General features: G+C 72.7%; 25 protein-coding genes, 3 tRNA genes and 1 pseudogene. 6 read left to right on the forward strand and 23 right to left on the reverse strand.

Annotation, left to right across the window (positions count from 1 at the left end; all coding sequences use genetic code 11):
• Positions 1 to 11 precede the first annotated feature (11 nt).
• Complete coding sequence (locus tag QTQ03_RS20855) at positions 12 to 1367, reverse strand: ABC transporter substrate-binding protein (protein ID WP_289279512.1); 1356 nt, start codon at positions 1365 to 1367, stop codon at positions 12 to 14.
• 143 nt (positions 1368 to 1510) lie between these two features.
• Between QTQ03_RS20855 and QTQ03_RS20860 the strand changes: the two genes are divergently transcribed.
• Both QTQ03_RS20860 and QTQ03_RS20865 read left to right on the forward strand, forming a co-directional pair.
• Positions 1511 to 1903 carry a hypothetical protein gene (locus tag QTQ03_RS20860; protein WP_289279513.1) on the forward strand — a complete coding sequence of 131 codons (393 nt, stop codon included), beginning with the start codon at positions 1511 to 1513 and terminating at the stop codon, positions 1901 to 1903.
• Positions 1904 to 1932: 29 nt separating this feature from the next.
• The gene (locus QTQ03_RS20865; RefSeq protein WP_289279514.1) at positions 1933 to 2634 is read left to right on the forward strand and encodes a DUF2786 domain-containing protein; all 702 of its coding nucleotides are present in this window, start codon (positions 1933 to 1935) and stop codon (positions 2632 to 2634) included.
• Between the two features lie 15 nt (positions 2635 to 2649).
• Here QTQ03_RS20865 and QTQ03_RS20870 read toward each other — a convergent pair whose 3' ends face one another.
• The 5 genes from QTQ03_RS20870 to QTQ03_RS20890 all read right to left on the reverse strand — a co-directional run bounded on the left by QTQ03_RS20870 (position 2650) and on the right by QTQ03_RS20890 (position 5308).
• Positions 2650 to 3168, reverse strand: a complete 519-nt coding sequence (locus QTQ03_RS20870; protein WP_289279515.1) for an SRPBCC family protein — start codon at positions 3166 to 3168, stop codon at positions 2650 to 2652.
• Positions 3169 to 4006: 838 nt separating this feature from the next.
• Positions 4007 to 4080, reverse strand: a tRNA-Phe gene (locus QTQ03_RS20875).
• 100 nt (positions 4081 to 4180) lie between these two features.
• Positions 4181 to 4257 (reverse strand) — tRNA-Asp (locus QTQ03_RS20880).
• A gap of 26 nt (positions 4258 to 4283) precedes the next feature.
• Positions 4284 to 4356: transfer RNA gene (locus QTQ03_RS20885), tRNA-Glu, on the reverse strand.
• 151 nt (positions 4357 to 4507) lie between these two features.
• Positions 4508 to 5308: a polysaccharide deacetylase family protein gene (locus QTQ03_RS20890; protein ID WP_289279516.1), complete on the reverse strand. Its 801-nt coding sequence runs from the start codon at positions 5306 to 5308 to the stop codon at positions 4508 to 4510.
• Between the two features lie 198 nt (positions 5309 to 5506).
• Here QTQ03_RS20890 and QTQ03_RS20895 point away from each other — a divergent pair, with 198 nt between their 5' ends.
• Positions 5507 to 6649 carry an IS701 family transposase gene (locus QTQ03_RS20895; protein ID WP_289279559.1) on the forward strand — a complete coding sequence of 381 codons (1143 nt, stop codon included), beginning with the start codon at positions 5507 to 5509 and terminating at the stop codon, positions 6647 to 6649.
• A 295-nt stretch (positions 6650 to 6944) separates the two neighbouring features.
• Here the strand turns inward: QTQ03_RS20895 and QTQ03_RS20900 are convergent, their stop codons facing one another.
• From QTQ03_RS20900 to QTQ03_RS20915, 4 genes and pseudogenes are all read right to left on the reverse strand, one after another.
• Positions 6945 to 7895 (reverse strand): MerR family transcriptional regulator, encoded by a 951-nt coding sequence (locus QTQ03_RS20900; RefSeq protein WP_289279517.1) that lies wholly within the window; start codon positions 7893 to 7895, stop codon positions 6945 to 6947.
• Positions 7885 to 8484 (reverse strand): annotated as a pseudogene (gene idi, locus QTQ03_RS20905) (isopentenyl-diphosphate Delta-isomerase). Before idi ends, QTQ03_RS20900 begins: the two are co-directional and overlap by 11 nt.
• The gene (crtI, locus tag QTQ03_RS20910; RefSeq protein WP_289279518.1) at positions 8481 to 9962 is read right to left on the reverse strand and encodes a phytoene desaturase family protein; all 1482 of its coding nucleotides are present in this window, start codon (positions 9960 to 9962) and stop codon (positions 8481 to 8483) included. The pseudogene idi and the gene crtI overlap by 4 nt, the downstream one beginning before the upstream one ends.
• Positions 9963 to 9991: 29 nt before the next feature.
• Positions 9992 to 11140 carry a polyprenyl synthetase family protein gene (locus QTQ03_RS20915; RefSeq protein WP_289279519.1) on the reverse strand — a complete coding sequence of 383 codons (1149 nt, stop codon included), beginning with the start codon at positions 11138 to 11140 and terminating at the stop codon, positions 9992 to 9994.
• Positions 11141 to 11204: 64 nt separating this feature from the next.
• On the opposite strand from QTQ03_RS20915, the gene QTQ03_RS20920 reads away from it, so the two are divergent.
• Together QTQ03_RS20920 and QTQ03_RS20925 are read left to right on the forward strand one after the other, a co-directional pair.
• Positions 11205 to 12116 carry a phytoene/squalene synthase family protein gene (locus QTQ03_RS20920; RefSeq protein WP_289279520.1) on the forward strand — a complete coding sequence of 304 codons (912 nt, stop codon included), beginning with the start codon at positions 11205 to 11207 and terminating at the stop codon, positions 12114 to 12116.
• Positions 12117 to 12337: 221 nt separating this feature from the next.
• Positions 12338 to 13831 (forward strand): dihydrolipoyl dehydrogenase family protein, encoded by a 1494-nt coding sequence (locus tag QTQ03_RS20925; RefSeq protein WP_289279521.1) that lies wholly within the window; start codon positions 12338 to 12340, stop codon positions 13829 to 13831.
• Here the strand turns inward: QTQ03_RS20925 and QTQ03_RS20930 are convergent.
• Positions 13828 to 14589 (reverse strand): crotonase/enoyl-CoA hydratase family protein, encoded by a 762-nt coding sequence (locus QTQ03_RS20930; protein WP_289279522.1) that lies wholly within the window; start codon positions 14587 to 14589, stop codon positions 13828 to 13830. The two genes, QTQ03_RS20925 and QTQ03_RS20930, sit on opposite strands and share 4 nt — an antisense overlap.
• Positions 14590 to 14699: 110 nt before the next feature.
• Between QTQ03_RS20930 and bluB the strand changes: the two genes are divergently transcribed.
• Complete coding sequence (bluB, locus tag QTQ03_RS20935) at positions 14700 to 15332, forward strand: 5,6-dimethylbenzimidazole synthase (protein WP_289279523.1); 633 nt, start codon at positions 14700 to 14702, stop codon at positions 15330 to 15332.
• 76 nt (positions 15333 to 15408) lie between these two features.
• Here bluB and QTQ03_RS20940 read toward each other — a convergent pair whose 3' ends face one another.
• The 12 genes from QTQ03_RS20940 to QTQ03_RS20995 are packed head-to-tail and all read right to left on the reverse strand — an operon-like array spanning position 15409 to position 24385.
• Positions 15409 to 16566: a LysM peptidoglycan-binding domain-containing protein gene (locus tag QTQ03_RS20940; RefSeq protein WP_289279524.1), complete on the reverse strand. Its 1158-nt coding sequence runs from the start codon at positions 16564 to 16566 to the stop codon at positions 15409 to 15411.
• Positions 16567 to 16580: 14 nt separating this feature from the next.
• Positions 16581 to 17054, reverse strand: coding sequence for a pilus assembly protein TadG-related protein (locus QTQ03_RS20945; RefSeq protein ID WP_289279525.1), 474 nt, complete (start codon positions 17052 to 17054; stop codon positions 16581 to 16583).
• The gene (locus QTQ03_RS20950; protein WP_502889878.1) at positions 17051 to 17512 is read right to left on the reverse strand and encodes a TadE/TadG family type IV pilus assembly protein; all 462 of its coding nucleotides are present in this window, start codon (positions 17510 to 17512) and stop codon (positions 17051 to 17053) included. The genes QTQ03_RS20945 and QTQ03_RS20950 overlap by 4 nt, the downstream gene beginning before the upstream one ends.
• Complete coding sequence (locus QTQ03_RS20955; protein ID WP_502889879.1) at positions 17509 to 17949, reverse strand: TadE/TadG family type IV pilus assembly protein; 441 nt, start codon at positions 17947 to 17949, stop codon at positions 17509 to 17511. The genes QTQ03_RS20950 and QTQ03_RS20955 overlap by 4 nt, the downstream gene beginning before the upstream one ends.
• Positions 17950 to 17965: 16 nt before the next feature.
• On the reverse strand, positions 17966 to 18160 hold the full coding sequence (locus QTQ03_RS20960) for a hypothetical protein (RefSeq protein WP_289279527.1): 195 nt from the start codon (positions 18158 to 18160) through the stop codon (positions 17966 to 17968).
• Positions 18161 to 18186: 26 nt separating this feature from the next.
• Positions 18187 to 19053: a type II secretion system F family protein gene (locus QTQ03_RS20965; RefSeq protein WP_289280927.1), complete on the reverse strand. Its 867-nt coding sequence runs from the start codon at positions 19051 to 19053 to the stop codon at positions 18187 to 18189.
• A 55-nt stretch (positions 19054 to 19108) separates the two neighbouring features.
• Entirely contained in the window at positions 19109 to 20017 is a 909-nt protein-coding gene (locus QTQ03_RS20970) for a type II secretion system F family protein (RefSeq protein ID WP_289279528.1), read from the reverse strand.
• Positions 20014 to 21537 (reverse strand): TadA family conjugal transfer-associated ATPase, encoded by a 1524-nt coding sequence (locus tag QTQ03_RS20975; protein WP_289279529.1) that lies wholly within the window; start codon positions 21535 to 21537, stop codon positions 20014 to 20016. The genes QTQ03_RS20970 and QTQ03_RS20975 overlap by 4 nt, the downstream gene beginning before the upstream one ends.
• Complete coding sequence (locus QTQ03_RS20980) at positions 21527 to 22327, reverse strand: CpaE/TadZ family protein (RefSeq protein WP_289279530.1); 801 nt, start codon at positions 22325 to 22327, stop codon at positions 21527 to 21529. The genes QTQ03_RS20975 and QTQ03_RS20980 overlap by 11 nt, the downstream gene beginning before the upstream one ends.
• Before the next feature lie 2 nt (positions 22328 to 22329).
• The gene (locus QTQ03_RS20985) at positions 22330 to 22983 is read right to left on the reverse strand and encodes an SAF domain-containing protein (RefSeq protein WP_289279531.1); all 654 of its coding nucleotides are present in this window, start codon (positions 22981 to 22983) and stop codon (positions 22330 to 22332) included.
• A complete protein-coding gene (locus QTQ03_RS20990) occupies positions 22980 to 23891 on the reverse strand; it encodes a hypothetical protein (protein ID WP_289279532.1) in 912 nt (303 codons plus the stop codon). Before QTQ03_RS20990 ends, QTQ03_RS20985 begins: the two co-directional genes overlap by 4 nt.
• Positions 23885 to 24385 (reverse strand): hypothetical protein, encoded by a 501-nt coding sequence (locus QTQ03_RS20995; RefSeq protein WP_289280928.1) that lies wholly within the window; start codon positions 24383 to 24385, stop codon positions 23885 to 23887. The genes QTQ03_RS20990 and QTQ03_RS20995 overlap by 7 nt, the downstream gene beginning before the upstream one ends.
• Positions 24386 to 24826: the final 441 nt, after the last annotated feature.

A 24826-nucleotide genomic window follows, 5' to 3' on the forward strand; every position in this document is an offset into this window, starting at 1 on the left:
AGCCGGCGGCTTCAGCCCCGCAGCCGCACTCCCGCGTCAGCCAGGGCGCGGATCACCGCGGCGGACTCGCCGAAACCGATGATCAGAACTGCGTCGGCGCCGAAGGTTTTGATCTCCTGGGCGCCGGCGGTGAAGTCGACCGGCTTGACCTTCGCGTCCTCCGGCGGTGCGTACGTGAACAGCTTCATCCGGTCCGCGCCGATGCCCGCCTGCTCCAGGGTGGCCCGCACGATGTCTTGCAGACCCGTGCCGTACGAGTCGTCCCGGGCCACGATAGCGACCTTCTGCGGGCCGTCCCGCATGATCACGTCGGCCAGCGCCTGGCCTTGCAGGGTGTCCGGCGGCGCGGTGCGGAAGTAGAGGCCCCTGTCGTCGAATTCGGTCAGGCTGGTGGCGGTGTTCGACGGGGAGAATAGAATCTTCCCCGCCTTCACCACGTCGGGCAGCACCGCCCGGGTGACGCCGGACGCGCCCGCGCCGATGATGACGTGCACGTCCGCTGCGACGTGGCTGGCCACGGTCGCCTGCGCGACCACCGGATTGGTGCCGTCGTCACCGTCGATCCAGGTAACCGGATCGCCGAGAACACCTCCGGCGTCGTTGATCTCCTTGATGGCGAGCGCGACGGCGGCGGCCATCGGCGGGTACGCCAGGGACAGGTCACCGCTCTTCGGCAACAGGCCCCCCAGGACCAGCGGGGAGCCGTCCTGCCGGTCGGCCGCGCCGGTGCCCTGTTTCGCCGGCTTCGGCGGCGCGTCGGTGCTTGCCGACGACTCGTTGCCCGCGCCGACGAACTCCGTCTTGCCGTCGTTGACTCGCTGCCCGTCGAAGTGCAGGGTGGCGTAGCTGGCCGTGGACGGCTCGCCGGCGTCGGTGAACCCGGACCGGGTCAGGGAGACGCTGCGGAACTCCACGTCCTGTCCGCGACGGGCCAGCTCCAGGCAGGCCGCCGCGGTCTCACAGCGCTGCCCACCGTTGGTGACGCCGACGATCTGCTTCGCGATCGCGGCCGGATCGGTCGTGCCGGCGAGCTGCGCGGCGAGCGCGCTGATCAGCACCGCGTCGTACGCCTCGGCCGAGTAGAGGAAGTCGGTCAGCGTCGGGTCGATGGAGCGCAGCCGGTTCTTGAAGTCCTCCGGCAGCGGGGTCAGCGGGGTGGTCCCCTTCATACCGTCGACCAGATCGGCCCGCTCCTCCAGCTCCGCGGCGTACGAGTTGAGCATGTTGCCGTCGGCGCCGTAGAGACGCACCTGGGTGGGGGTGGCCTCCTCGGGCAAGGGCTGGTCTGTCCCGCAGGCGCTGGTGGCGAACAGGAGTGTCGCGCAGGCAGCCAGGGCGGCTGCCCGCGAGGCGGGTGAGATGAGCATGGTCGTCCTTCCTCTGGCGAAGGTCCGCTGCGCAGATTAGCGCGCCCAGCTGCCTGGCGGGACCGTCGACAAGCCTCAATCCGCAGGTAGGCCGTCGCAGTCACGCAGAGTGATGCTTGACGGTGTCCCCTACCGTGCCCTCCGTGACCGAATCACCACAGCAGATGCTGGACGACGCCGCAGCGGTGCTCTGCTCGGCGCTGGCCGGCGACGGGGACGGGGTCTCCGGGGCCTTCGACGCTGTCGTCGACCGGGCGGGGCTGGCCGGCGCGTACGGGGTAGCGTGGTGCCTCGCCGCGACGATGGTGGGCGAGCCGGCCCCGTCCGGCACCTGCACGCTCGACTTTCCCGATATCGACGAGGCAGCCTACGACACCCGCTGGGTGGCCCGCTTTCTCAGCGCGTACGCCAGCTCCGACGCCGACACCGGAGCGGCGCTGTTCGGGGCGGCGGCGGACGACGGTCTGCTGCCGGACTGCCTGCTGACCCTGGCCGGCTCGACGGTCGCCACGTTGCGCAGCCGCGCCCGGCCCTGACCCCGCGCCCCGCGTGGTAGGCCGGTGGTATGTCTGAGGTGATGCTGAGAAAGGTCCGTAAGCTGCTGGCCCAGGCGGAGGATCCCGCCTGCACGCCGGCCGAGTCGGCCGCGTTCACTGCCAATGCAGCCGAGCTGATCGCCCGCTACGGCGTCGACCAGGCCTTGCTGGCCGCCCGCGACCCGGCCGCCGACCCGGTCGGTGACCGCGTGGTCGAGGTCGTCGCCCCGTACGCCCGGGACAAGGCCGGGCTGCTCGCATCCGTCGCCGAACCGTTGCGCTGCCGGTGCGTACGCCGTCGCCAGGGCAGCGGGTTCGCGATGCACCTGTTCGGCTTCGCGAGCGACCTCGAACGGGTCGACCTGCTCTTCACGTCGCTGCTGGTGCAGGCCGCCCACGGGCTCGCCGGCACCTCGGTGCCGCCGGACGAACACCCCGCCGCGTTCCGACGTTCCTGGCTGGTCGGCTACGCGCGGGTGGTCGGCGACCGGTTGCGCACGGTGGAGGCCGACGCGGCGACCGACTCCGGGCGGCCGTCGGTGGCCCTGGTTCTGGCGGACCGCTCCGACCGGGTACAACGCCGGCTCGCGGAGGTCTACCCACGGTTGCGCACGGCACCTCGGCGGCGGTTGGCTGGGGCCGGGTTCGGCTCCGGCGCCGCTGCCGGCCACCGTGCCGACCTGGGCGGTCGGGGTGTCACCCAAGGCGCACGCCCGGGTATCAGTCGCTGAGGCGCCGCGGCCGCTTCAGTGGGCTACACGTCTGGCGACCAAGCCTCCGTAGCGGGAGAGTAGTTCATGCCACCCGGCGGTGAGCGCCTCGCGGTAGCCCTCCGCCGCCGAGCCGTGGCGGTCGAAGTGCCGATGCTCCACCTCGACCCGGGTGCACCCCGACCCGCCGGGTTGGAACAGCACCTCGACCTCGCTGGCCTGGGCAGGGTCGGGCACCGGGACCCGGTCCGCGCCGATCTGCCAGCTGAACACGAGCCGCCGGGGCGGATCCCAGGTCAGCACCCGGCCCCAGTCGTTCCGGAAACCGTATGGGCCGATTTCGTAGAGCATCCCACCGGCCCGGGGTTCCACGCCCAGTTCGGTGAGGAGATTGGGGCCTGACCAGGTGTACTCCGTAACCCACCATTCGGTCATCGCACCGGCGAACACCTCGAACGCCTGCTCGGCGGAGGCGGGAACGAGGAGCGAACTGCGAAGCCAGAACCGTTCGAGATCCTGCCGGACGTCGGCCGAATCGGCCATCTCCTGCCCCATAGGCCCGGACCATACCGGCTGATTCCCGGCTGTGCGACTTCGCGTGCCTGCCGGGTAACGTCCGTCGGAGCAGGTCCGCGTCGGTTACCGGGGATGGCCGCTGTTCAACGGCGTTGCCGCCCGCCTGACGTCGGCGTCGACGGTCGGTCGCGGTCACCGCCTGCCCGTCGCCGGTCGCGCTGGGCGGGTGGCGGCGTCAGCCCGGATGGACAGGCGGGACGGGTAAGCCCGGGAGATGGTCAGGCCCACCACTTCGGATACCACCTCAGAAAATCTTCCGCCCGCTTCGGCGGCTCAACTTTCCGTTCCCGCCAGCGGCAATGAGTGTCGAACCAACAAACACAATCAGCTTCTGCGGCTGCGCCGCCATATGCTGGCGCTCCAGCGTGCGTTGACTCAGCCGAGCCGCCCCGGAACGCGCTCCTGAAGGGTCGCTTTCACCCGCGAGAGCCCGGCGTCCAGGTCGTCGCCCTCCCATCGCACGTGTTCCCCATCCCGCTGCGTGCCGGTCACCAGTATCGTCCAGCGACCTCGTTGGCGTTCGCCGTCTATCGTGACGATGGCGACCAGCCGAGGTCGCCAAGCTGGACCAGCAATTCGGTCAGGCGCTCATCCAGTCCCACAGCCGGCATTCGATCACAGGCGCATGGCAGGGGCAGCATGACGTCTGCCGCAGCATGGTTCGTCCGTGCGATCTCCGTGCGATAAGAGTCGGCCATCAGCGGGATTCCGGGGTCAACGAGGGCCGGACCGGACAGACGGCCTCCCAGGGCGCAGAGCAAAACGCCGACCGGCGTTTCCGCTGGTCGGCGCTGCTGTAGCCCGGCGAAAGGCTATGTGGCCAGGGGCGGGGTCGAACCGCCGACCTTCCGATTTTCAGTCGGACGCTCGTACCAACTGAGCTACCTGGCCGTGCTCGGCTCATGATACCCGCCCGCCAGAGGTCTCCGCCGTGCGGGGCGACATGCTCCGATACGCAGAACGCCGCGCGTGGTGGCGCGGCGTTCTGCGCTGGCGGTCCTGACGGGACTTGAACCCGCGACCTCCGCCTTGACAGGGCGGCGAGCACTCCAACTGCTCCACAGGACCTAGCTTGCCCGGACGAAGCCGGACCGTGCCCCCAACGGGATTCGAACCCGTGCTACCGCCTTGAAAGGGCGGCGTCCTGGGCCGCTAGACGATGAGGGCGGCCCCGCCATCATTGCACACTTGCAACTTCAAGCGGTCTTGCTCCCATCCGGCCCCGCCGGAGGCTTGGAAAGCATACGTGATGCCCGGCCGGTCGACCAAACCGGTACGGCCGGAGCCACGACGGACCGGGGAGGCCTCGGCGCAGACGTCAGCGGAGCCCGACGACGCCGTACCGGGTCTTCAGGTCGGCGATCAGACCAGGACAGGCGGCCAGGGTCGCCGACCGGTCGCCGCCCCCGTCGTGCAGCAGGACGACCGCGCCGGGCCTGGCGGCGGTGTGTACCCGTTTGCTGATCGTCTCGGCTGGCGGCTTGCCCCAGTCCCGCGGGTCGACGCTCCAGTGCAGCGAGCGCATGCCCAGCCCCCGGGCCACCCGTACGACCTCGGGTGTCCAGCGCCCGCCGGGCTGCCGGTAGAAGGGCACCTGCGCATCCGGGACGGCCGCCCGAATCGCCCGCTGGGTGCGGAGCAGGTCGGCCCGGATCTCGGCCACCGGCCGGCGGCCCAGATCGATATCGTGCTGCCAGCTGTGGTTGCAGAGCTGATGGCCCTCCCGCACGATCCGGCGGACCAGGTCCGGGTGGCGACGGACCTGCGCACCCACCACGCAGAAGGTGGCGGTGACGCCGGCGGCGCCCAGGCGGTCGAGCACCTTCGGGGTCCAGACCGGGCTGGGCCCGTCGTCGAAGGTCAGCGCCACGCCGTGCACGCCGGTGGTCCGGCGCAGACCGGCGGGCGGGGCCGTCGGCAGCGGCCGGAGCGGGGTGGCCGTCGGAGTGTCGTGGGTGGGTCGGGGCGTTGCGGCCGGGGCCGGGTCGGCCGGGAGGGCGCCGGAGGCGACCGGGCTGGGCGGGCCGGCGGACCGCAGCCGCCGGGTGTCGTCGTCGCCGCAGCCGGCGGCGAGCAGGGCCAGGGCCAGGACGGACGCGAGGAGAGCGCGTGCGCGCATCGTTCGCTCCCGAGGGGTGTCGGGGGTCGGCGGGGCCTTCCGGAGGCTACGGGACGCCACCGGGCACCGGGACCCCTGCGCGACTGGTCTCACAGGTGGGTGCAGACCGCGTCACATCCGGTGACGGCCTAGTACTGCAACGGCGGGTCGTGGCTTCGGGTGCTGATCATTCGTTGGTTGGTTGTGGTGGATGCGCGGGTGGTCGGGTCGTGGGATGCCGGGTTGGAGGAGTTGTTCTTCCGGTTCGCGCATCGGTTTGAGCGGGTGGAGCCGCGGCGGCGGGCATGGGCGTATGTGCGGGGGCTACTGGCACCGTTGGAGCGGCGTAACGGCTGGACCCTCGCGGAGCAGGCTGGGCATGTGTCGCCGGACGGGTTGCAGGGCATGTTGTGCAGCGCGGCGTGGGACCGGGACGCGGTCCGCGATGACGTGCGCGATTACGTGGTGGACCAGATCGGCGATGCGGCCGGGGTGCTCATCGCTGACGAGACGGGGTTCGTCAAGAAGGGCCGTGCGTCGGCGGGGGTCCAACGGCAGTATTCGGGTACGGCGGGCAAGACCGAGAACTGCCAGATCGGCACGTTCCTGTGCTACGCCACGCCGCGGGGTCGGGCGTTGATCGATCGGGAGTTGTACCTGCCGAAGTCGTGGACCGGTGATCGGGACCGGTGCCGGCGCTCGGCGATCCCGGACGCCGTCGGGTTCGCGACCAAGCCGCAGCAGGCGCAGGCCATGCTGGAGCGGGCGGTCACCGCGGGGGTGCCGTTTTCGTGGTTCACGGCCGATGAGGCCTACGGGCAGAACCCTGGCCTGCGGGGCTGGTTGGAGGATCGGGACATCGCGTACGTGATGGCCACCCGACGCGACGATCGGGTGCCCTCCGGGCTGCACACCACCACCGGTGTCGACGAGCTGATCGGCAGGGTGCGTGCGGGCGCGTGGCAACGACTGTCGTGTGGTGACGGCGCGCACGGGCCGCGCCGCTACGACTGGGCTCGGCTGCCGATCCGCCGCACCTTTGCCCACGGCCGCCGCGGCTGGGTCCTGGCCCGACGCTCGATCACGGATCCCGGCGACATCGCCTACTACGTCTGCTTCGGCCCCCGCGGCACCCGACTACGCGACCTGGTGCGGGTCGCCGGTAGCCGTTGGTCGGTGGAGGAATCGTTCCAGACCGCGAAGAACGAGGTCGGCCTGGACCAGTACCAGGTCCGCCGCTACGACGCCTGGTACGCCCACATCACCCTCGCGATGGCCGCCGCCGCGTTCCTCGTCGTCACCCGCGCCCTCGAAGCCGCAAAGGGGGCACCACCGCAAACGAGCGCAGCCAGATCCCGCTGAGCAGCAACGAAATCCGCCGCCTGTTCGCCCACCTCGTCCTGACCACCCGCCGTCGAGCCGACCACATCCTGCGCTGGTCCGACTTCCGCCGTCGCCGCCAGGAACAAGCCCGAGCCGCCCACTACCGCAAACGACTCAAACCGCCATAAGTCACGACCCGCCGTTGCAGTACTAGGTCCCCAGGGAGCCACGCGCGGTGGCCCCTGTCGCCTGCACCCGTCGGGTCACCCACCGCGATGGTCCTGGCGGCCGGTGGACGGACCAATCTCGGTGTGGAGCCGCACAGCCGGTGGCTTTACTCAGGGACCGACCGGTCCAGCGAGTCGCGGACGGCCACCGCGAGGGAGACCGCCTCGGCGAGGTTGGCCGGTCGCACCACCCCGGCGGGAAGGGTGTCGGCCCGCCACCCCGGCCCGGCGGCGAGCACCATCAGCGGCCGGCGGGGGGCGGCCAGCAGCACCCCGAGCTGCCCGGGTTCGGCGGAAATCCGGGTGTGTGACCAGATCACCACGGCGGCCGGGCCGGTGCGGTTGACCGCATCCACCAGGGCCTCCACCGGCACCCGGGCCCCGAGCATCCGGTACGCGACCCTCGCCTCGGCCAACGCCGCGCCGAGCGCTTCCAACGGAAGGCTGTGCTGCTCCTCGTCGGCGCAGGAGAGCATGATGCGTGGGACGTCGACGGACGCGTGCGCGCGGGCGACGGCGGCGAACGCCTCGGAGACGCACCGGGACACCAGGTGCTCGACCTCGATCAGGCCGGCGGTGGCGGCGTGCCGCTGGCCGATCCCGACGAGAACCGGGCGGAGTAGGCCGTCCCAGGTGGACACCACCCCCTCGGTCCGGATCGCGCGGGCGATCGTCTCGCTGATCACGACCGAGTCCAGCCGCATCGCGGCACGGGCCAACCCGCGGGCCGCCGCCCCGGCCCGACCCACCGGGATGGCCGTGCCGCCGCCGTCACGGGTGCCGGCGGCGCGGATCCGGGGGCGGGCTTCCGGCGACGATGGCACCGCGTCGGGGGCCTCGCGTGCCCAGCGGGCGGCCTCGGCCGGAGCGATCCCCTCCGTGGTGAGCCGCCGCATGATCTCCAGGCGGGTGAGGTCGGTAGGCGTGTACCGGCGGTGGTGTCCGCGGATGTGTTCGCTCGGCCCAAGCCCGTAGCGTTGGTGCCAGGTGCGCAGGGTCGTCACCGCGACCCCCAGCCGCCGGGCGACGGCTCCCGCGCTCAGGGTGTCATTCGTCACCCGACCGCTCCGGAACGTCGGCCGCGGGGCGGGGCACGGCTGAATCAGCCGGGCGGGCGGGCCGGAGCAGCCGGTTCACCACCCCACCCAACCAAGGGGCGTACGAGTGCCGGTCGGCATCGAGATCCGCCTCCAGTTGGACCGGGTCCGCCCAGCGCAACTCCGCGACCTCGTCCGGGTTCGGGCACAACGGTGCGCCCGCTGCGAGATCGCCACGCAGGACGTGGTCGTACTCGAACTAGACCCGGCCGGTCGCCGGGTCCTCGGCGTAGTAGACGTACACCCCGACCTCGGTCAGCTCGACCAACCCGACGCCCAGTTCCTCGGCCAGCCGCCGGCGGGCGGCGGTCGTCGGTGACTCACCCGGGGTGGGGTGGCCACAGCAGGAGTTCCCCCAGCGCAGCGGGAAGCGGGTCTTCGTCGCCGCGCGCCGCTGGAGCAGCACCCGGCCGGCCGGATCGACGAGCAGCACCGAGAAGGCCCGGTGCAACCTTCCCGGCCGCTGGTGGGCGGCCGACACGGTGGTCTGGCCGGTGACCCGACCCGTGTCGTCGACCAGCTCGACCAGGTGAGCCTCGCGGGCGGTCACCGCTGGTTTCCGGTGATCCGGGCGGCGGCCAGCTTGCCGGAGATCAGCACCATCGGCACCCCGACACCAGGCTGGGTGCCGGAGCCGACGAAAACCACGTTTTCCAAACCACGGTGCAGGTTGGACGGGCGGAACGGCCCGGTCTGGCGGAGGCTGTGCGCGGCGGCGAAGGGTGTGCCGGCGGCCATCCCCTGCTCCGCCCAGTCCGCCGGGGTGACCGTGCGCAACACCTCGATGCCGTCGCGGAAGCCCACGTAGCCACGCTCCTCCAGCGTCCCCACCAGCCGCTCGGCGTAGCGAGCGGCGAGCCCGTCTCGCCAGCCGAGTGGCGCCCGGTCGAGGTTCGGCGCCGGGGCCAACACGTAGTAGGTGTGCCGGCCGGCCGGGGCCACCGACGGGTCGGTCCGGCTCGGGTTGGTTACCAGCAACGACGGATCGCTCATCAATTCACCACGCCGGATGACCTCGTCGAAGGTACCCCTCCAGGATCGTCCGAACTGGATGTTGTGGTGAGCGATCTTCCCATAGCCCTGGGTGGACCCGACGTGCAGGACCACGCAGGACGGCGAGTATGTCAGCCGGCGCGGCCGGGCCGGCGGGAGCAGATCACGGTAGGCCACCGGCAGGTCCGGGTTGAGCACCACCGCGTCGGCCGGGACGAACTCGCCCGTCGTGGTCCGGACGCCGGTCGCGCGGTCACCGGCGGTCTCCACCCCGGTCACCGTCGTCCCGTAGCGGATCTGCACGCCGTGCTTCTCGGCCGCGCCGGCCATCGCGCGGGATACCGCGTGGATTCCGCCGCGCGGGAAGAAGACCCCAGCCACCGAGTCGAGGTACGCGATGACCGCGTAGATGGCCAGCGCGTCGTGCGGGGCGAGTCCGGCGTACATGGCTTGGAAGGAGAAGATCCGCTGGGTGCGCGGGTCCCGAAAGAACTGGTTGATCTTCGTCTGGAGCCGCCGGAACGCGCCGATCGTGAGCAACCTCAGCAGACCGCCGGTGAGCAGGTCGGTCGGGGCGTCGAGGTTACGCTCGATGAAGTCGGCCCGTTCCAGCCGCCACAGCTCGCGTGCGTAGTCCACGAAGCGCAGGTAGCCGTCAGCCTCGCGGGGGCCGCAGACGTGTGCGATCTCGGCCGCCATCCGCGTGGTGTCGGTGATGACGTCGAGCGTCGAGCCGTCCGGGTAGTACGCCCGGTACGCGGGGTCGAGCGGCGTCAGGTCGAGCCAGTCGCCCAGTTCCTCGCCGACGGCGCCGAGCGCCTCGGCGATCAGGTCGGGCATGGTGAGCACGGTCGGGCCGGTGTCGAACTCATACCCGTCGATGCTGAGCCGCCCGGCCCGGCCGCCGGGCACCGGTTCGCGTTCCAGCACCGTCACCTGGCGGCCGTTGCCCGCCAGGTGCAGCGCGCAGGCCAGCCCGCCGAGACCGGCGCCGACCACCACGACCCGGTCGGTACGTCCGTGCACGGTGCGCACCCGACCACCTCCTCGTCCGAGGGTGCCCATCATGCTCGCCGGCTCGTGGCGGTCGTGGCGAGCCCCGAGAGTGCGGTGTGCGCGGTCCTGTCGAGCGGAGTGCCGTCGAGCGCGGCCAGCGCTTCGGCGACCCGGTCGGCGATCATCCGTTCGATCCGGTCGACCGCACCGGTGTCGGCGACCAGCTCGGCCAGCCGAGCGATATCCCCGTCGCCGGCGTCGGGGACGGTCTCCTCCAGCGCCCGCCGCTGGGCTGGGGTGGCCAGTTGACGGGCCAGCATGAGCAGCGCGGTGGGCTTGCCGGTACGCAGGTCGTCGCCCGTCGGCTTGCCGGTGGTCGCGGAGTCGCCGTAGACACCGAGTAGGTCGTCGCAGAGCTGGAACGCCTCGCCGACGGCCAGGCCGTAGCGGGTGTACGCGGCGATCAGCGGCGCGTCGGCGTCGACGCCGCCCAGGCAGGCGCCGAAGAGCAGCGGGCGTTGGACGGTATAGCTGGCGGTCTTGTAGCGGGCGACGCGCAACGCCCGGTCCACCGACCAGTTTGCCGCGTCGTTCTCGCCGAGGACGTCGAGGTACTGCCCGGCAACCGTCTCCACGCGCATCTGGTCGTAGCAGCGTCGGACGTCGAGCAGCCGGGCTGGAGGCAGGGCGGCGTGGGCAAGTAGCCGGTCGGCCCAGACCATGCAGAGGTCGCCGATCAGCACCGCCACGGACTCGCCGAACCGGCTGGGGTCGCCGCGGCGTCCGGCGGCGGCGTGCTGGGCGGCGACGGCCACGTGCGCGGTGGGCCGGCCGCGCCGGGTCGCCGACTCGTCCATCACGTCGTCGTGGACCAGCGCGAACGTGTGCAGCAGTTCCAGCGCGGCGACCGCCGGCAGGACGGGTGCCGACGGTGCGGTGCCGCCGACCGCGCCGCGCCAGCCCCAGTAGGCGAACATCGGGCGGATCCGCTTGCCGCCGGCCAGCACGCAGTCGCGGGCGGTGGCGGCGAAGCCGCCCAACGCCCCGTCGATTTCGGTCAGCGCGTCGATCTCGGCGGACAGGAAGGCGGCAAGGGTGCCGTCCACCGCCGCGATCAGATCCTTCGTGGACGCGGCCGGGTTCGTGCGGACCGGAGTGTCCCCGCCCTTGGCCGGTGACAGGCGGAGTGCGTCGTCCGCAACTGCGTCGTTCGCCATGTGGGCGAGGGTACCCTAGGGTTACGAGTTGCGTCGATTGGTGCGTCGATATGAGGGAGGGCCGGTGAAGACCGATCTCACCGCTGCCTATGACCGTTGCCGTGAACTGCACCGACGTCACGGCCGTACCTACTATCTCGCCACCCGACTGCTGCCCGCATGGAAACGGCGGCATGTGCACGCGCTGTACGGGTTCACGCGCTACGCCGACGAGATCGTCGACCGCACCGAGGACCTGCCGTGGGCCGAGCGGGCGGCCCGCCTCGACGACTGGGGCGGCCGGTTCGTCGCCGGCCTGCACGGCGCGTCGATCGACGACCCGCTGCTCCCCGCCGTCCTGCACACGATCGCCATCTTCGATCTGGACCGCGACGACTTCGCGTCGTTTCTCAAGAGCATGACGATGGACCTGACGGTCAGCTCGTACCGCACGTACGAGCACCTGCTCGGCTACATGGAGGGCTCGGCGGCGGTGATCGGCACGATGATGCTACCGATCCTCGGTAGCTCCGACCCGGCCGCCGCCCGAGAGCCGGCCCGCCAGCTCGGCTTCGCCTTCCAACTGACGAACTTCATCCGGGACGTCGCCGAGGACCTTGACCGCGGCCGCACGTACCTGCCCGACGCGGACCTCGCGCGCTTCCGGGTCACCCGCGACGACCTCCGCGCCGCCCGCGCGGCCGGACGCGCCAGCGGGCCGATCCGCGAGCTCATCCGGTACGAGGTGACCCGTGCCCAGGCACACTACGCCGCCGCCGCACCCGGCATCACCATGCTCACCCCCGCCTCCCAGGCCTGCATCCGCACCGCGTACTCGCTCTACGGCGGAATCCTCGACGAGGTGGCCGCCCAGGGCTTCGACGTCTTCGCCCGCCGGGCTTTGGTGCCGCAGCGCCACCGGCTCGCGGTGGCCGCCCGCGCCCTGCTCACACCGACCGGTACCCCGGTCACGGTTCCCGGCCCGCCGATCCGGTGAGTCCGCGTGCCACCGCCGCGCCCCGCGCCCGCGACCCTGCGCGGTGCGCGACCACCCGGCGTTGGCGACCACCCTGTGCCGCCGTGGACCGGGCGGTGTCGCTGCACGCGGACGCGGTGCCCGCCGGCACCTGGACACGCGTCACGCGTGGGCGGTGCGGCTGCACGTGGATGCGGGACTACCGGATGCGTGGGGCGGGCATCTTTCCTTAGGCTGGCGGCATGGCGGAACCCCGAATCGTGGACGTGGTTGTTGTCGGGCTCGGTGTCGGCGGGGAGGAGGTGGCCGGCCGGCTCGCCGAGGCCGGGCTGAGCGTCGTCGGCGTCGAGCGGAGCCTGGTCGGCGGCGAGTGCCCGTACTGGGGATGTGTCCCGAGCAAGATGATGATCCGGGCGGCGAACGCGATCGCCGAGGCCCGGCGGGTCGACGGCCTCGCCGGGACGGCCCAGGTCCACCCCGACTGGGCCCCGGTGGCGAAGCGGATCCGCGCGGAGGCCACCGACGCCTGGGACGACCGGGTGGCGGTGGAGCGGTTCGTCGGCAAGGGGGGCCAATTCGTCCGGGGCAGCGGGCGGCTCGACGGGCCGGGCCGGGTCCGCGTCGACGACCAGGTCTTCCAGGCCCGGCACGGAATCGTCCTCGGCACCGGCACCCGACCGTCCGTCCCGCCGGTCGAAGGGCTGGCGGACACCCCGTACTGGACGAACCACCAGGCGACCGAGGTCGAGGAACTGCCGGAGTCGCTCTTGGTGCTGGGCGGCGGCGCGATCGGGCTGGAGCTGGCGCAGGTCTTCGCCCGGTTCGGTGTCCGGGTCACCCTGGTCGAGGCGCTGGACCGGGTGCTCGCGGTCGAGGAGCCGGAGGCGTCCGAGGTGGCCGCCGCAGCGCTACGCGCCGACGGCGTGCAGATCCACACCGGAGTGACCGCCGAGCGCGTCGACCACGACGGGCGGCGGTTCACCCTGCGTGCCGGTGGGACGGCGTACACCGGTGACCGACTGCTGGTGGTGACCGGCCGCCGGGCGCACCTCGACGAGCTGGGCCTGGAGACCGTCGGCGACGAGCTGGGCCTGGAAACCGTCGGCGTCCGCGCCGACCACCGCTACCTCCCGGTCGACGACCGGCTGCGGGTCACCGACGGAGTCTGGGCGGTCGGCGACGTCACCGGCGAGGGGGCCTTCACCCACGTCGCCATGTACCAGGCCGGCATCGTCGTCGCGGATCTACTCGACCGCGTCCGGCACGCCGACAGCAGGCCGGACGCCAGCGGCACCGCCAGCGTGACGGGCGGGGCGATGGGCGCGGCGAGCACGCCCGCCGTGACCGGGTCGAGCGGCTCGGCCGGGACCGTCCCACGGGCCGACTACCGGGCGCTGCCCCGGGTCACCTTCACCGACCCGGAGGTCGGTGCGGTCGGGCTCACGGAGCGACAGGCCCGCGAGCGGGGGCTCAACGTGCAGGTCGGGGTGGCGCAGCTCGGCTCGTCGGCACGCGGTTGGATCCACCGGGCGGACGGCCTCATCAAGCTGGTGGTGGACGCGGACCAAGGGGTACTGGTCGGCGGTACCTCGGTCGGGCCGGCTGGCGGTGAGGTGCTCTCGGCGCTGGTGGTCGCCGTGCACGCGGCCGTGCCATTGGCCCAGCTCCGCGACATGATCTACGCGTACCCGACCTTCCACCGAGCCATCTCGGAGGCCCTGCGCGACCTGAGTTAGGCGGGTGCGCCGTGCCGGCCGGCACCAGCGGCGAACCGCGCCGCCCCGGCCCGCGCGTCTGCGGCCAGCGACTCCGTCCCGTACGCCAGCTCAGCGGCCAGCGCCTCGGCCTCCGGGAGTGCCGCCGCGGCGAGCACCGACGCCCGGTCGTTGCGCAGACAGGTCTGCGGGTACCGGGCGATCTCGGCCGCCAGGCGCTCGGCCGCCAGCCGCGCCGTACCGGGTGCGACGACCCGGTTCACCAACCCCATGGCGTACGCCTCGTCGGCCGGCACCGGGCGGCCGGTCAGGATGAGGTCCATCGCCCGGCTCTCGCCGATCAGCCGGGGCAGCCGGACGGTGCCACCGTCGATCAGCGGTACACCCCAGCGCCGGCAGAAGACCCCGAGCACCGCGTCGCCCTCGGCGACGCGCAGGTCGCACCAGAGCGCCAGTTCGAGGCCGCCGGCGACCGCGTAGCCGGAGACGGCCGCGATCACCGGCTTGGACAGCACCATCCGCGTCGGGCCCATCGGTCCGTCCCCGTCCGGCTCGACACGGTTGCCGCGCGGGGTGCCGATCGCCTTCAGGTCCGCTCCGGCGCAGAATGTGCCGCCGGCCCCCCACAGCACCGCCACCGCCGCGTCCGGATCGGCGTCGAAGGCACGGAACGCGTCAGCCAGGGCCCGCGCGGTCGGACCGTCCACGGCGTTGCGTGCCGCCGGCCGGTCCAGAATCACCGTGGTCACCGCTCCGGAACGTTCGACGCGTACCCCCACGTGCACAGCATGCCCCCGGCGGTGCCGGCGCGCCAGCCGCGGTCCGGATGCATGATCATGTGTGGTGGTTGTGTCCCGCGACCCGCGGGCGAGTCAGCGGGAGTCTGCCCATGGATCTGTACGACGCCATCCACCACCGCCGGGACGTCCGGGCGCAGTTCACCGGGGCGCCGGTGCCGGACGAGGTGCTGCACCGGGTGCTCGCGTCGGCCCACGCCGCGCCGAGCGTCGGCCACTCCCAGCCGTGGGACTTCATCCTGGTGCGCGACCCGGAACTGCGCCGGCGCTTCCACGAGCACGTCAGCGCCGAGCGGCAGGTGTTCGCCGCCACGCTCGACGTGGCGGCGGCGGAGCGGTTCGCGCACATCAAGATCGACGGTGTGCTGGAGTCCACCCTGTCGGTGGTGGTCACCTACGACCACTCACGGGGCGGACCGGCGGTGCTCGGCCGGCACGCCATCGCCGACACCGGCCTCTACTCGGCCTGCCTCGCCATCCAGAACCTCTGGCTCGCCGCCACCGCCGAGGGGCTCGGCGTCGGCTGGGTCTCGTTCTACCGCGAGGAGTGGCTGGCCGACCTGCTCGGGATCCCGGCCGGGATCCGCCCGGTGGCCTGGCTCTGTCTCGGCCCGGTCACCCACCTCGAGACCGTGCCCGACCTGGTCCGGCACGGCTGGCGGCAGAAGCGCCCGCTCGCCGAGGCGATCCACACCGACCGCTGGGGCGGTGCGACTTCCGCGTGAGCGACGGCTGGCAGCCGATCGTGGCCATGCTGCCGCAACGCAGGGCAGGTCGAAGACGGTCGCCCGTACGGAGGAATCAGTCGCGACGGTGTCGACCCGCCGGAAGCTCCCGCGGGTGACCGCCCGCGGCGGCACCACGGTCCACGCCGGTGCGTGCATCCGCCGGTCGTCGGCGCAGGCCGAGCGCCGCGCCGATCTGCGCGCCGATGATGCTCGACACGGCGAGGATCGCCGACACCGCGAGCGGCCGGTTGACCCGATCGGGTTCGCCGGGCCGGGCCGCGCCGACGACCACCACCGGACCGTTCGGTGCAGCCTTCGTCGGTGACCCGGCCGGCGTCCCGGTGCTGATGCCGTCGGTCGCCGGCGCCGACCCGGGAGGTGGCTGGGGTGTCGGGCGGGCGGTGCGGCGGTTTGCGTCCCCGGCCTGCCCGGTGGCCGCCAGCCGGCCGACGGCGTGTGGGCGGGCACCGCGGTCCTCGGCCTCGGCCGGCAGCCGCAGCAACTGTCCCGGGTGGATCCGGTCCGGGTCGCCCAGCCGGTTCAGCCGGGCGAGCGTCCGGTACTCGCCGAAGCTGTCCAGGTACCGCTCGGCGATCGACCCGAGATGGTCGCCCTTCGCCACCTGGTAGACCGGGGCCCCGCGGTCCGGGTCGGTGCGCCCGGCCGTGGACCGCGGCGTGCCGGGTGCCGGGTCGGCGTCCTCGGTCCCGGCCGCAGACGCCGGCCCGCCCGGTGCGGCGAGGGCTGTACCGGTCAGCCCGGGCCAGCCGAGCGGCGCGGTGTGAGCCGAAGCGGCGGCGGGCGGGCTCAGCGGCATGGCGGCGGCCGACGGGCCGGTGACCGCCGCGGCGCCCGCCGCCGCCGGGCTGGCCGTCAGGATCAGTGCTACCGACCCGACCAACGCGGCGGCGGCCCGTTGCTGCCGGCGCATCCCGGGCAGTCGGGGCGTGGGTCGACGCAGCGCCAACGCGCCCAGCTCGACGAGGACCGACAGGGCGAAGCTGGTCCAGCCCGCCCAGCCCACCAGCGCGAGCGCCCGCAGGAAGAGCTGGCCGTCGTCGCGGCTGGTCAGCATCGCGCCGACCTCGGCCAGGGTGGGCACCTGTTCCGGCAGCGGGTTGCCGGCGAGCGCGAACAGCGCCACCGGCGCGCCGACCAGCAGCGCGCCGAGCAGGATGCACCCGCCGAACCCGGTGAGAATCCGTTGGACGGTTCGAGCCGGTGTGGCCATGGTTGCCTTCCTTCCTACAGCGCCCCGGTGAGCGCTCGGGCGGTCGCCTCGCCGGAGACGGTCACGGTGTCGTCGAATCCGACGAGGCCGAGTAGGGACCTCTGGTAGGTGACGGTGACGCGGACCCGGACGACGGTCTCCCCGTCGACGACCGGAAAGGTGACCGAGTGGCTGGCGGCACCGGCCGCGCCCAGGTAGGCGGCCACGGCGCGGCGCGCCTGCGGCTCGTCGATCCGTTTCGGCCCGCCCTCAATCGCGCTGGCCCGGTCGATCGACTGGCCACCGGCCCGGGCCGCCTCGGCGGCGAGGTTGTCGGCCCGCTGCAGCGAGCGCAGCTGCCCCGCGCCGTCGAAGGCGAGCGCGATGACCGCGAGGATGCCCACGGCGGCGACCGCGAGGAACACGCTGACCCGGCCGGTGTCGGGACCGACGCGTCGTGCGGCGGGGGCATCCTCGACGTCCCGCCGCCGCTTGCCGGCGGCGGTCATCCACGGCTCCGGTAGCGGTCCAGCGGCGAGGTGAAGTCCGCCGTCACCTGCTTTCCGGTGGGCATGCCGGGCACCACGGGCAGTCGCAGCTCGGACAGGTCGACGGCGCAGGAGATCCGGACAGTGACCGAGGCGTCCCGGCCGACCGGGCTGCGGAATGCTGCGTCCAGGCTGGTCACATGGCCGTCCACAACACCGCTGAAGGTGACCGCCGGCCTGCCGGTGCAGTCGAGCCCGCGCCAGTCGAGCTGTCGGACGGCCGCGTTCTCGGCCGCCCGCCGGGCGGTGGCCGAGTCGCGGGAGATGGAGGCGGCGCGCGCCGCGTCGTGGGCCGCGGTGTCGACGGCTTCGGCAGCCACCGCGGTCCGCCCCGCGACGCCGGCCAGTACGAGCAGCGCGATGAAGGCCGGTGCGAGGATCGCCACCTCGACCGAGACGGAACCTCGGTCCGCGCTCATGGCGTCGTCCACCGCTCCACCGTCCCGTGTGCGCTCTGCCGTACCGGGAAGTCGACCCCGGGGACGACGGAGAGCGAGCGACCGCGGACCGTGCAGGTCACCTCGGTAGCGATGGTCTGGCAACCTGGCCCCGGGGAGTCCCAGTCGACCAGCCAGCCACCAGCCGCCGCCAGGAACCGCCGCGCCCGGGCTTCGCCGGCGCCCGCGGGGGCGTGGTGGACCCGTTGCGCGTTGACCGCGCTCTGCGCCGCGTTCAACGCTGTCGACCGGGCGACGAACCAGGCCGCGACCTGGATCGACCCGAAGAGCAGCACGAAGATCGCGGGCATTGCCACCGCCAGCTCCACCGGGTTGGCGCCGCGGTCCGTCGCGTCGATCCGCCGACGCGTGCCGCCCCACCGGGCGGGGCTTCGCACCGGGCGGCGGCCGGCGGGCAACTGTCGACACACCGGATCAGGGCGCGGTCGGGACGGCGTTCATCCAGTCTTCCGCCCGGTTCTTGACCAGGAGGGTGACCGCGAGTGCGGCCGTGACCAGACCGAAGATGATTACTGCGGTGGGGACGGGGCTGTCCCCCCGCTCACCGTCGCGGCGCAGCGCGGCGAGGCGTGTGACCAGCGCGACGTGCAGGTACGTGAGCAGTGGCATTCGAGGTCTCCTTGCCGGGGTGACTGTCACAGACGGGCGACGAACGGGTACATGGCGAAGGCGAGCAGAACGAAGACGAGCAGGGCACCGGGAATGTCGAGTCGACTGGTCACCCCCTCGGCCCGGGCCAGGTTGTCGGTGCGGATCTGGTCGCGCAACGCGTCGGCCCGGCTGCGCAGGGTTTCGTGCACCTGCGCACCCTCGTCGCCGGAGGAGCGCATGATGGCGCCGACGTCACCGAGTTCCGGGATGCCGATGCGGCCGGCCAGTTCCCGCAGCTCCTCCCAGGGCGAGTGCATCTGGAGCTGGGCGATCCGCAGCGCCTCCCGGATCCGGTCGAAGACCCAGCCGTCGCAGATCTCCGCCGCCCGTTCCAGCGACTGCACCGGGCCGTGTGCAGCGGAGAGCTGTAACGCCACCAAGTCGAGGTAGGTGCAGACGGCCGCCCGGAACTCCTCCCGGGCGGCGTCGGCCTTCGCCAGCATCGCGCGGTGCGCGAGCAGCGCGCACACCAGCGCCAGGCCCAGGCTGGCCAGCACCGGTACGCTCACCGGCAATCGCACCCCCAGCACGGCGAGTGCGACCGCGAACAGGCTCGGCGAGGCGAGCCCGATCAGGGCGCTGAGTAGCAGGGACAGCGCGTACTGCTCCGGCGTCCGGTCGAGCAGGGCGAGCCGCTGGTGCGGCGGCCGCAGCCAGCGAGCGAGCCCGGTCAGCCACTCCAGCCGCCGGTCGGTGGGCGCGCTCGCGCGGGAACCGGGCGGCTGGTGCAGCCGGCGCAACGCCGGCCCGAGCGCCGGGGTCGCGGGCACGAGTTCCCGGACCACCAGATACACACCAAGTCCGACGGTCGCGCCGGCGGTCACCGCGACGGCAAGCGGCCAGTTGGCGATCATCGAAGCTTCCTCTCCCGCACGACCGCGGCGCCCGCAAGCTCACCCCGGGCCCTCACGCGACCACCTCCAGCGGATCGGGGGCGGGCAGGAAGCGGGCCGGCCGCTGCGGCTGGCTCATCGCGCGCACCCAGGCCAGCAGGGCGATGAAGGCCGCGCCGAGCACCGCCATGACAAGCTGTCCGACTCCGGTGCCGTACGGGCGGATGTAGTCGGTGTTCAGCAGGCCGTACGCGATCACGACAAGGGTCATGCCAGTGAGGAACCGGACCGCGAACCGGGGCTGGGTACGCTTGGCCTCGACCTCCCGACGGGTGGCGACCTCGGCCGCCGCGGCCGACGCGATCGAGCCGAGTACGTCGCCGAGGCGCTCACCCCGGTCGCTCAGGTGCAGGATCAGCGCCGCCACCACCTGGTCGCACACCGGGTCACCGATCTCGTCGGCGAAGGCCAGCAGGGCGGGGCGGGCCAGCCAGCCGGCCTGGAGCCGGGCGGCGAGCAACCGCACCTCCTCCTGGATCTCCTCCGGCACGGTGGCGACAGTGCCGGTGATCGCGGCCTGGAGCCCCTGCCCGGTGGCCGAGACGTCCTTGAGTCGACGGGTCCACTCACCGACCGCTTCGATCCGGGCGATGGCCCGCTGCTCGGCCCTGCCGACGGAGAAGAGCCAGGGCGTGCCCGGCACCGCCACGGCGACCAGCAGGCCGACGACCGGAAGCCCGGTCACCAGGAAGGCCAGTGCGCCGGCCAACACCGCCCCGGCCAGCATCGTCCGGTGGGCTCGCTGCTCGCGGGGGGTCATCCCGGAGCCGCGCCAGAGCCGGCCGAGCCCCCGCCCGGCTCGGGGTGCCCGTCCCGCCGGCGGGCGGGTGCCGACGATCGCGGCGATGGCCAGCAGCAGCCCGGCCACGCAGGCGGCCCCGGAGGCCACCGCGACGAGTTCGACATCGACCACCGTGCTCATCGCCGGCCCAGCCGGGTCTGCCGCGGCCGCCGCCACGCCCCGGTCCCCGCCTCGACCCACCGGCTCAGCAGCCGGGCGTCGTAGCCGACCCGCAGTAGTTGGGCGCGGACCCGTTCCGGTAGGTGCCTGGGGACCGCTCGGCCGTCCGGCCCCGGTTCGAAGACCGTGGTGGTGGTGATCCGGTTTCCGTCACCGACGCCGATGACCTCCTCGACGTGCGACACGAAACGGTGCTTGCGGCCGCCGATCGCGGTCTCGTCCTCGATGGTGACGTAGACGATCAGGTCGAGCGCGTTGCCAGCCATTCGACGGGCCTGGTCGACGGTCATCTCCCGGCCGTGTGCCAGCGCCAGCTCGATGATCCGTTCGCCGACGCCCGCCGGAGTCCGGGCGTGGATCGTGCACATCGAACCCCGGCTGGTGGTCATCGCCTGAAGCATCGGAACGATCTCCCGGGAACGGACCTCGCCGACGATGATCCGCAGCACGCCCATCCGCAGTGACACCGGGATCAGATCGGCGATGCTGACCTCGCCGGCCGGGCGGCCGTCGGGTCCGCGCTCGCCGTGCCCCTCCCGTGCCTCGAAGCTCATCACCGCTCGGTGCCGGTGCCCACGGCGGGCAGGCAGCAACTCCCGGCTCTCCTCCAGCAGCACGTACGGCTCGTCCGGCGGGATCTCGTTCATCAGCGCCCGGATGACCGTCGTCTTGCCGGCCCCGGCGAGACCGGCGACCATGATGTTGAGCCCGGCGAGCATCGCCGCGCGGAGAAAGTCGCGCAGCAGCGGGTCGATCATCTCGTCCAGGTCGCTCCGACCGCCGGCGATGTCGTCCAGACTCACGTCGAGCGTGTTGTGCTTGCGGATCACCGCGTACGGCCGGTGGCTGACCAGGAACACGGCGGCGAGCCGACTACCGTCGGGCAGTTGCAGGTCGAGTGTGGGCTTGGAGGTCGACAACGACCGCTCGGTGGCGCCCGCCCGACGCGCCGCCGCCTGGAGGATCTCCACCAGTTCGTCGTCGCTGTCGGCGATCGGCTCGGCCCAGTCGACGCCGCCGCCGTGCCGGGTGATGCGCACCTGGTCGCAACCGAGGATGTGCACCTCCTCGATGGACTCGTCGATCAGCAGGGTCTGGAGCCGGCCGAGACCGGCCAGTTCGGCCGTGACCTGGTCGAGCAACAGCCGCTCCTGGTCGGCCGTGATCGGCGTGCCGGCCCGGCGGACCGCGTCGGCGTACTCGGCGACGACCTCGAGCGCCAGCCGGGCCCGCTCGGTGTCCTCGGCGTCGGCGTCGAATTCCCGGCCCCGCTGCCAGCGGGTGAGCCGCTCGCTGAGCTCCCGGCGTAGCTCACGGACCACCTGAAAGTCCACTCGGGGATGCGGCGGCGGTTCCGAAGCCGCCGCGACGACCGGCACCGGGTGGTGGTGCCGGCCGTTCGGCGGGGCCAGCGGCGGCGCGATCGAGGTGGCGGTGGGCGCATGCCGGCGGGGATCGGTGGAGACCGGTTCAAACCGCATCCGGCACCTCCTGTGCCACCGGCCAGGCCAGCCGGGCGCGGCGCCGGTCCAGCAAGGCCCCGACCGGCACCTCCAGAGCACTCGCCGCGCGCAGCAGCGGTCGCCCGGCCCGCACGGTTCCGCCCATGGTCAGCACCGCGGCGGTACGCGGGTCGTGCGGTAGCCGGGCGATGACCGGCAGCCGTAGGGCCTTGCTGACCTCGCTGCGTCGGTGCCCGTCGCCGACCAGCAGCAGCCGCAGCGTGCCCGGGGGCACCCGATGCTCGACGAAGTCCCGCTCGACCGCCCGGACCAGGGCCCGGGTCGCGGACAGGTCCGGCAGCCGTGCCCCGGTGACCACCAGCACCACCGAGGCGGTGCGGAGGACCGGCCAGGGCGCGCCGGCCACGTACAGGCGGCCACAGTCGACGAGAACGTCGTACCGGGGGTCGCCGCGGTCCAGCCCGGTGAAGAAGTCGGCGAACCGCTGCCACAGCGGGGCGACGCTGCCCGCCTGGGCGGGATCGACCACGCCCGGCAGCAACAACCGTTCCCGATTCGGTGCGTCCAGGTCGATTAGCTGCGACCAGAAGGCCGTCTCCAGGTTGCCGTCGCGCAACTCGCCGACGGCGAGTTCACCGATGCCCCGGGGGCCGTCGAGCGCGCCGCCGAGGTAGCCGGCGAGCACCGACCCGCCGGATGGGTCACATTCGGCCAGCACGAGCCGCCGATGCCAGGTCAGCGCGCAGGCCAGCGCGGAGGTGGTGACACCCGGCGAGCCCTTCGCGGCGACCAGCGCGATGATCGCCATGCTCAGGCCGCCTCGATGAGGGCGACGGCGATCCGCTCCTGCGCTTCCAGCGCCGCCACCGCCGGTACGTCCCGGACGGCGAGCGCCAGGTAGACCACGACCTCGTCCTCGGCGGTGTAGGTGTCGATGACCACGGCCTCGAAGCGGGTGACCACGACCGTCGGCCCGTCGTTGCTGCCGGCGGGGGTGCTGACCAGCAGTACCTTGTCTCCGGGGTGGAGTGTGCGGGCCGGTACCTGGGACACCTCCAGACCCAGCGCGAATTGCTGCTGCCCGGGGCCGAGCAGCGGCTCGTCGGTGAGCTGGTCCATGGTCAGCAACGTCCCGGGGACCAGCGACACCTTGGCCCGCTTGCCGAGTACGTTGTCTCGCCGCCCGACCGGCACGGGTGACAGCCCCTGTCCGCCGGCCACCTGTACGGCCATTAGGTCGTCCGCACCGATCGTCCGGCCGACCTCGACCGGACGGGTGACCGCCAGGTAGCTGCCGGTGGCGCGGACCGACGTGACCGCGAACGCGGCGCCGAGCCCACCGAGGGCGATCAGCAGGACGGCGAGTCCCAGCAGCCCGGGGCGCATCCGGCGCTGCCGGACCACCCGGGGTGGGGTGACCGGGGCGTCCACCGGCGGGGTTCCGTTGCGTGTCGCGAGGCTCACTCGGTCACCACCTGAAGCTCGTTGATCTGAATCGTGGCGATGTTGCTGGTCCGGGTCTGCGGGATCGGCTCGCCCTCGACGCCGCCGTCGATCCACCACCGCACGGTCCAGTGCGTGGTCGCCTGGACCCGGTACGTCCCGGCTGTCGGGTAGCCGCGGTGGTAGCCGCAGTCGGGGGAGGGCTTCCCGGCGTGCGCCCCGGTGGAGCTGTACGGTGTGCCAGGACCGGTGCAGGTCACCCGTACTCCGTTGCCCATGTCCCAGACCACCCGGTCGACCTTCGCCTCGATGGCGACGGTCAGCCCGCGGTCGGCGGCGGAGGCACGCAGCGGGCCGAAGTAGGTCGAGCCGGGACTGGCCCACATCCAGACCGGCAGCCCGACGAGCCCAGGCCCGATGTCCTTGCGCGGCGCGATCGCCACCCGGGGCGGCAGCAGACGGATGGAGGCGAGGGCGCGTCGGGCCAGCTCCTCCGGGTCGGGCGGTGCGCCGTACCCGGGTGGCGGTGTGTCGCGCAGCTCGGTCCGCTGGGAGCCGAGGTCACCGCCGTTGCAGGTCAGCAGGTACCAGTCGAAGCCCACCGGAGTGTCAGCGGGCCGCGGCTCGACCACCTTGTAGTAGCAGCCGTCGCCGTTGTTGAACCAGCCGAGAATCTCGTCGTGGCAGGGGACGGTACGGCCGTTCCACTGGCACTTCCCGCCGTCCCCGCCGCCCGGTCCGCCGCCGCCCGGTCCGCCGCTGCCCGGAGTGCCCGGATCGTCGTCCCAGACGTCGCAGTCGTGCTGTCCGGGCGGGCACTCCGCGCCCGGCGGGTCGGCCCAGCCGACGGCCGGCACGGTGGTGACCAGCAGCACCGCGGTGAGGGCCAGCCCGCCGAGCAGGCGCGACCGGGTAGCCCGGGTCAGCATGGCTGGTCCTCGTGGGACGCACCGGAGCTGATCAGCCAGCGGCCGTCGGGGTAGCGGGTCGCCGTCGCGGTGGCCAGATGGCGGGTCCCCCGGCTGCCCGGCACCACCCGCTTGTCGCGGGCGTAGACCAGCCGCCAGCCGGTCGCGTCCAGGCAGTCCTGAATCTGGACGGTGGGCGGCACGGCGGCCAGGTCCACCGAGGTGACGGTCGGGTCGGACGCCAGCGTCCCGACGCGCACGGCGCCGTGTTCCTTGGCTGTCCGGATCGCGAAGCGGACCCGGGTCAGCAACGGATCAGCGAGGAATGTGGACAGCTCAGGATGATGTGGATCGCTGCGTCCACTCGCCTTCCGGGCGGTGGCAAGATATCCGGAGTACGCGGCGAGCGCGGCTTTTCGGGCGGCCAGCTCGTCGGCTTCGGGCCCCCCCGCGGCTGGCCCGGCGCTGTCGGCGGCCGCCGCGGCGGCCGCCTCCCGGTCGGTTCCACAGCCCATCGCGGCGCCGAGCACCGCGACCGTCACCAGGTACGCCGTAGCGTTCCTGAGCTGCCGTCCTCGCACTGTCGCGCCTCCTCGCCAGCGTCCCGGAAGCCGGCGCTCCGGCTGTTCCGGGCATGCGGAAGCGCGGCCGAATGTCCACATCCGAACCCAGTAAAGCGCGACCGCATTTACCGTGACTGATCGTTACAGTTACAAATCCCTATGTCGTCCCGGTTGATTGATCGAGGGTTGCATCGCATCCAAAGGGGGAGCATAGGCTGACGCTCGCCGATGCAACAGAGGCAATTCAAGTAATCACTCTGAGTGATGGATGGTGGTAACGGCCGATGTGGGTGACCAGGTTCCCCGCCGGACGCCCGTGCGTGGGTGGTTGGCGTACGTCCGGGTGGCGACGCCGAGTCCGGCCGGAGCGTCATCCGGGTCGGATCGACTGGG

This window comes from Micromonospora sp. WMMA1363 (genome assembly GCF_030345795.1).
Taxonomy (GTDB): Bacteria; Actinomycetota; Actinomycetes; order Mycobacteriales; family Micromonosporaceae; genus Micromonospora.

Coding starts and splice junctions, on each gene's coding strand:
- QTQ03_RS20855 (WP_289279512.1), bottom strand. CDS start 1,367: ATGCTCATCTCACCCGCCTCGCGGGCAGCCGCCCTGGCTGCCTGCGCG.
- QTQ03_RS20865 (WP_289279514.1), top strand. CDS start 1,933: ATGTCTGAGGTGATGCTGAGAAAGGTCCGTAAGCTGCTGGCCCAGGCG.
- QTQ03_RS20870 (WP_289279515.1), bottom strand. CDS start 3,168: ATGGGGCAGGAGATGGCCGATTCGGCCGACGTCCGGCAGGATCTCGAA.
- QTQ03_RS20890 (WP_289279516.1), bottom strand. CDS start 5,308: ATGCGCGCACGCGCTCTCCTCGCGTCCGTCCTGGCCCTGGCCCTGCTC.
- QTQ03_RS20915 (WP_289279519.1), bottom strand. CDS start 11,140: ATGGCGAACGACGCAGTTGCGGACGACGCACTCCGCCTGTCACCGGCC.
- QTQ03_RS20925 (WP_289279521.1), top strand. CDS start 12,338: ATGGCGGAACCCCGAATCGTGGACGTGGTTGTTGTCGGGCTCGGTGTC.
- bluB (WP_289279523.1), top strand. CDS start 14,700: ATGGATCTGTACGACGCCATCCACCACCGCCGGGACGTCCGGGCGCAG.
- QTQ03_RS20940 (WP_289279524.1), bottom strand. CDS start 16,566: ATGGCCACACCGGCTCGAACCGTCCAACGGATTCTCACCGGGTTCGGC.
- QTQ03_RS20945 (WP_289279525.1), bottom strand. CDS start 17,054: ATGACCGCCGCCGGCAAGCGGCGGCGGGACGTCGAGGATGCCCCCGCC.
- QTQ03_RS20950 (WP_502889878.1), bottom strand. CDS start 17,512: ATGAGCGCGGACCGAGGTTCCGTCTCGGTCGAGGTGGCGATCCTCGCA.
- QTQ03_RS20960 (WP_289279527.1), bottom strand. CDS start 18,160: ATGCCACTGCTCACGTACCTGCACGTCGCGCTGGTCACACGCCTCGCC.
- QTQ03_RS20970 (WP_289279528.1), bottom strand. CDS start 20,017: ATGAGCACGGTGGTCGATGTCGAACTCGTCGCGGTGGCCTCCGGGGCC.
- QTQ03_RS20975 (WP_289279529.1), bottom strand. CDS start 21,537: ATGCGGTTTGAACCGGTCTCCACCGATCCCCGCCGGCATGCGCCCACC.
- QTQ03_RS20980 (WP_289279530.1), bottom strand. CDS start 22,327: ATGGCGATCATCGCGCTGGTCGCCGCGAAGGGCTCGCCGGGTGTCACC.
- QTQ03_RS20990 (WP_289279532.1), bottom strand. CDS start 23,891: ATGCTGACCCGGGCTACCCGGTCGCGCCTGCTCGGCGGGCTGGCCCTC.
- QTQ03_RS20995 (WP_289280928.1), bottom strand. CDS start 24,385: ATGGGCTGTGGAACCGACCGGGAGGCGGCCGCCGCGGCGGCCGCCGAC.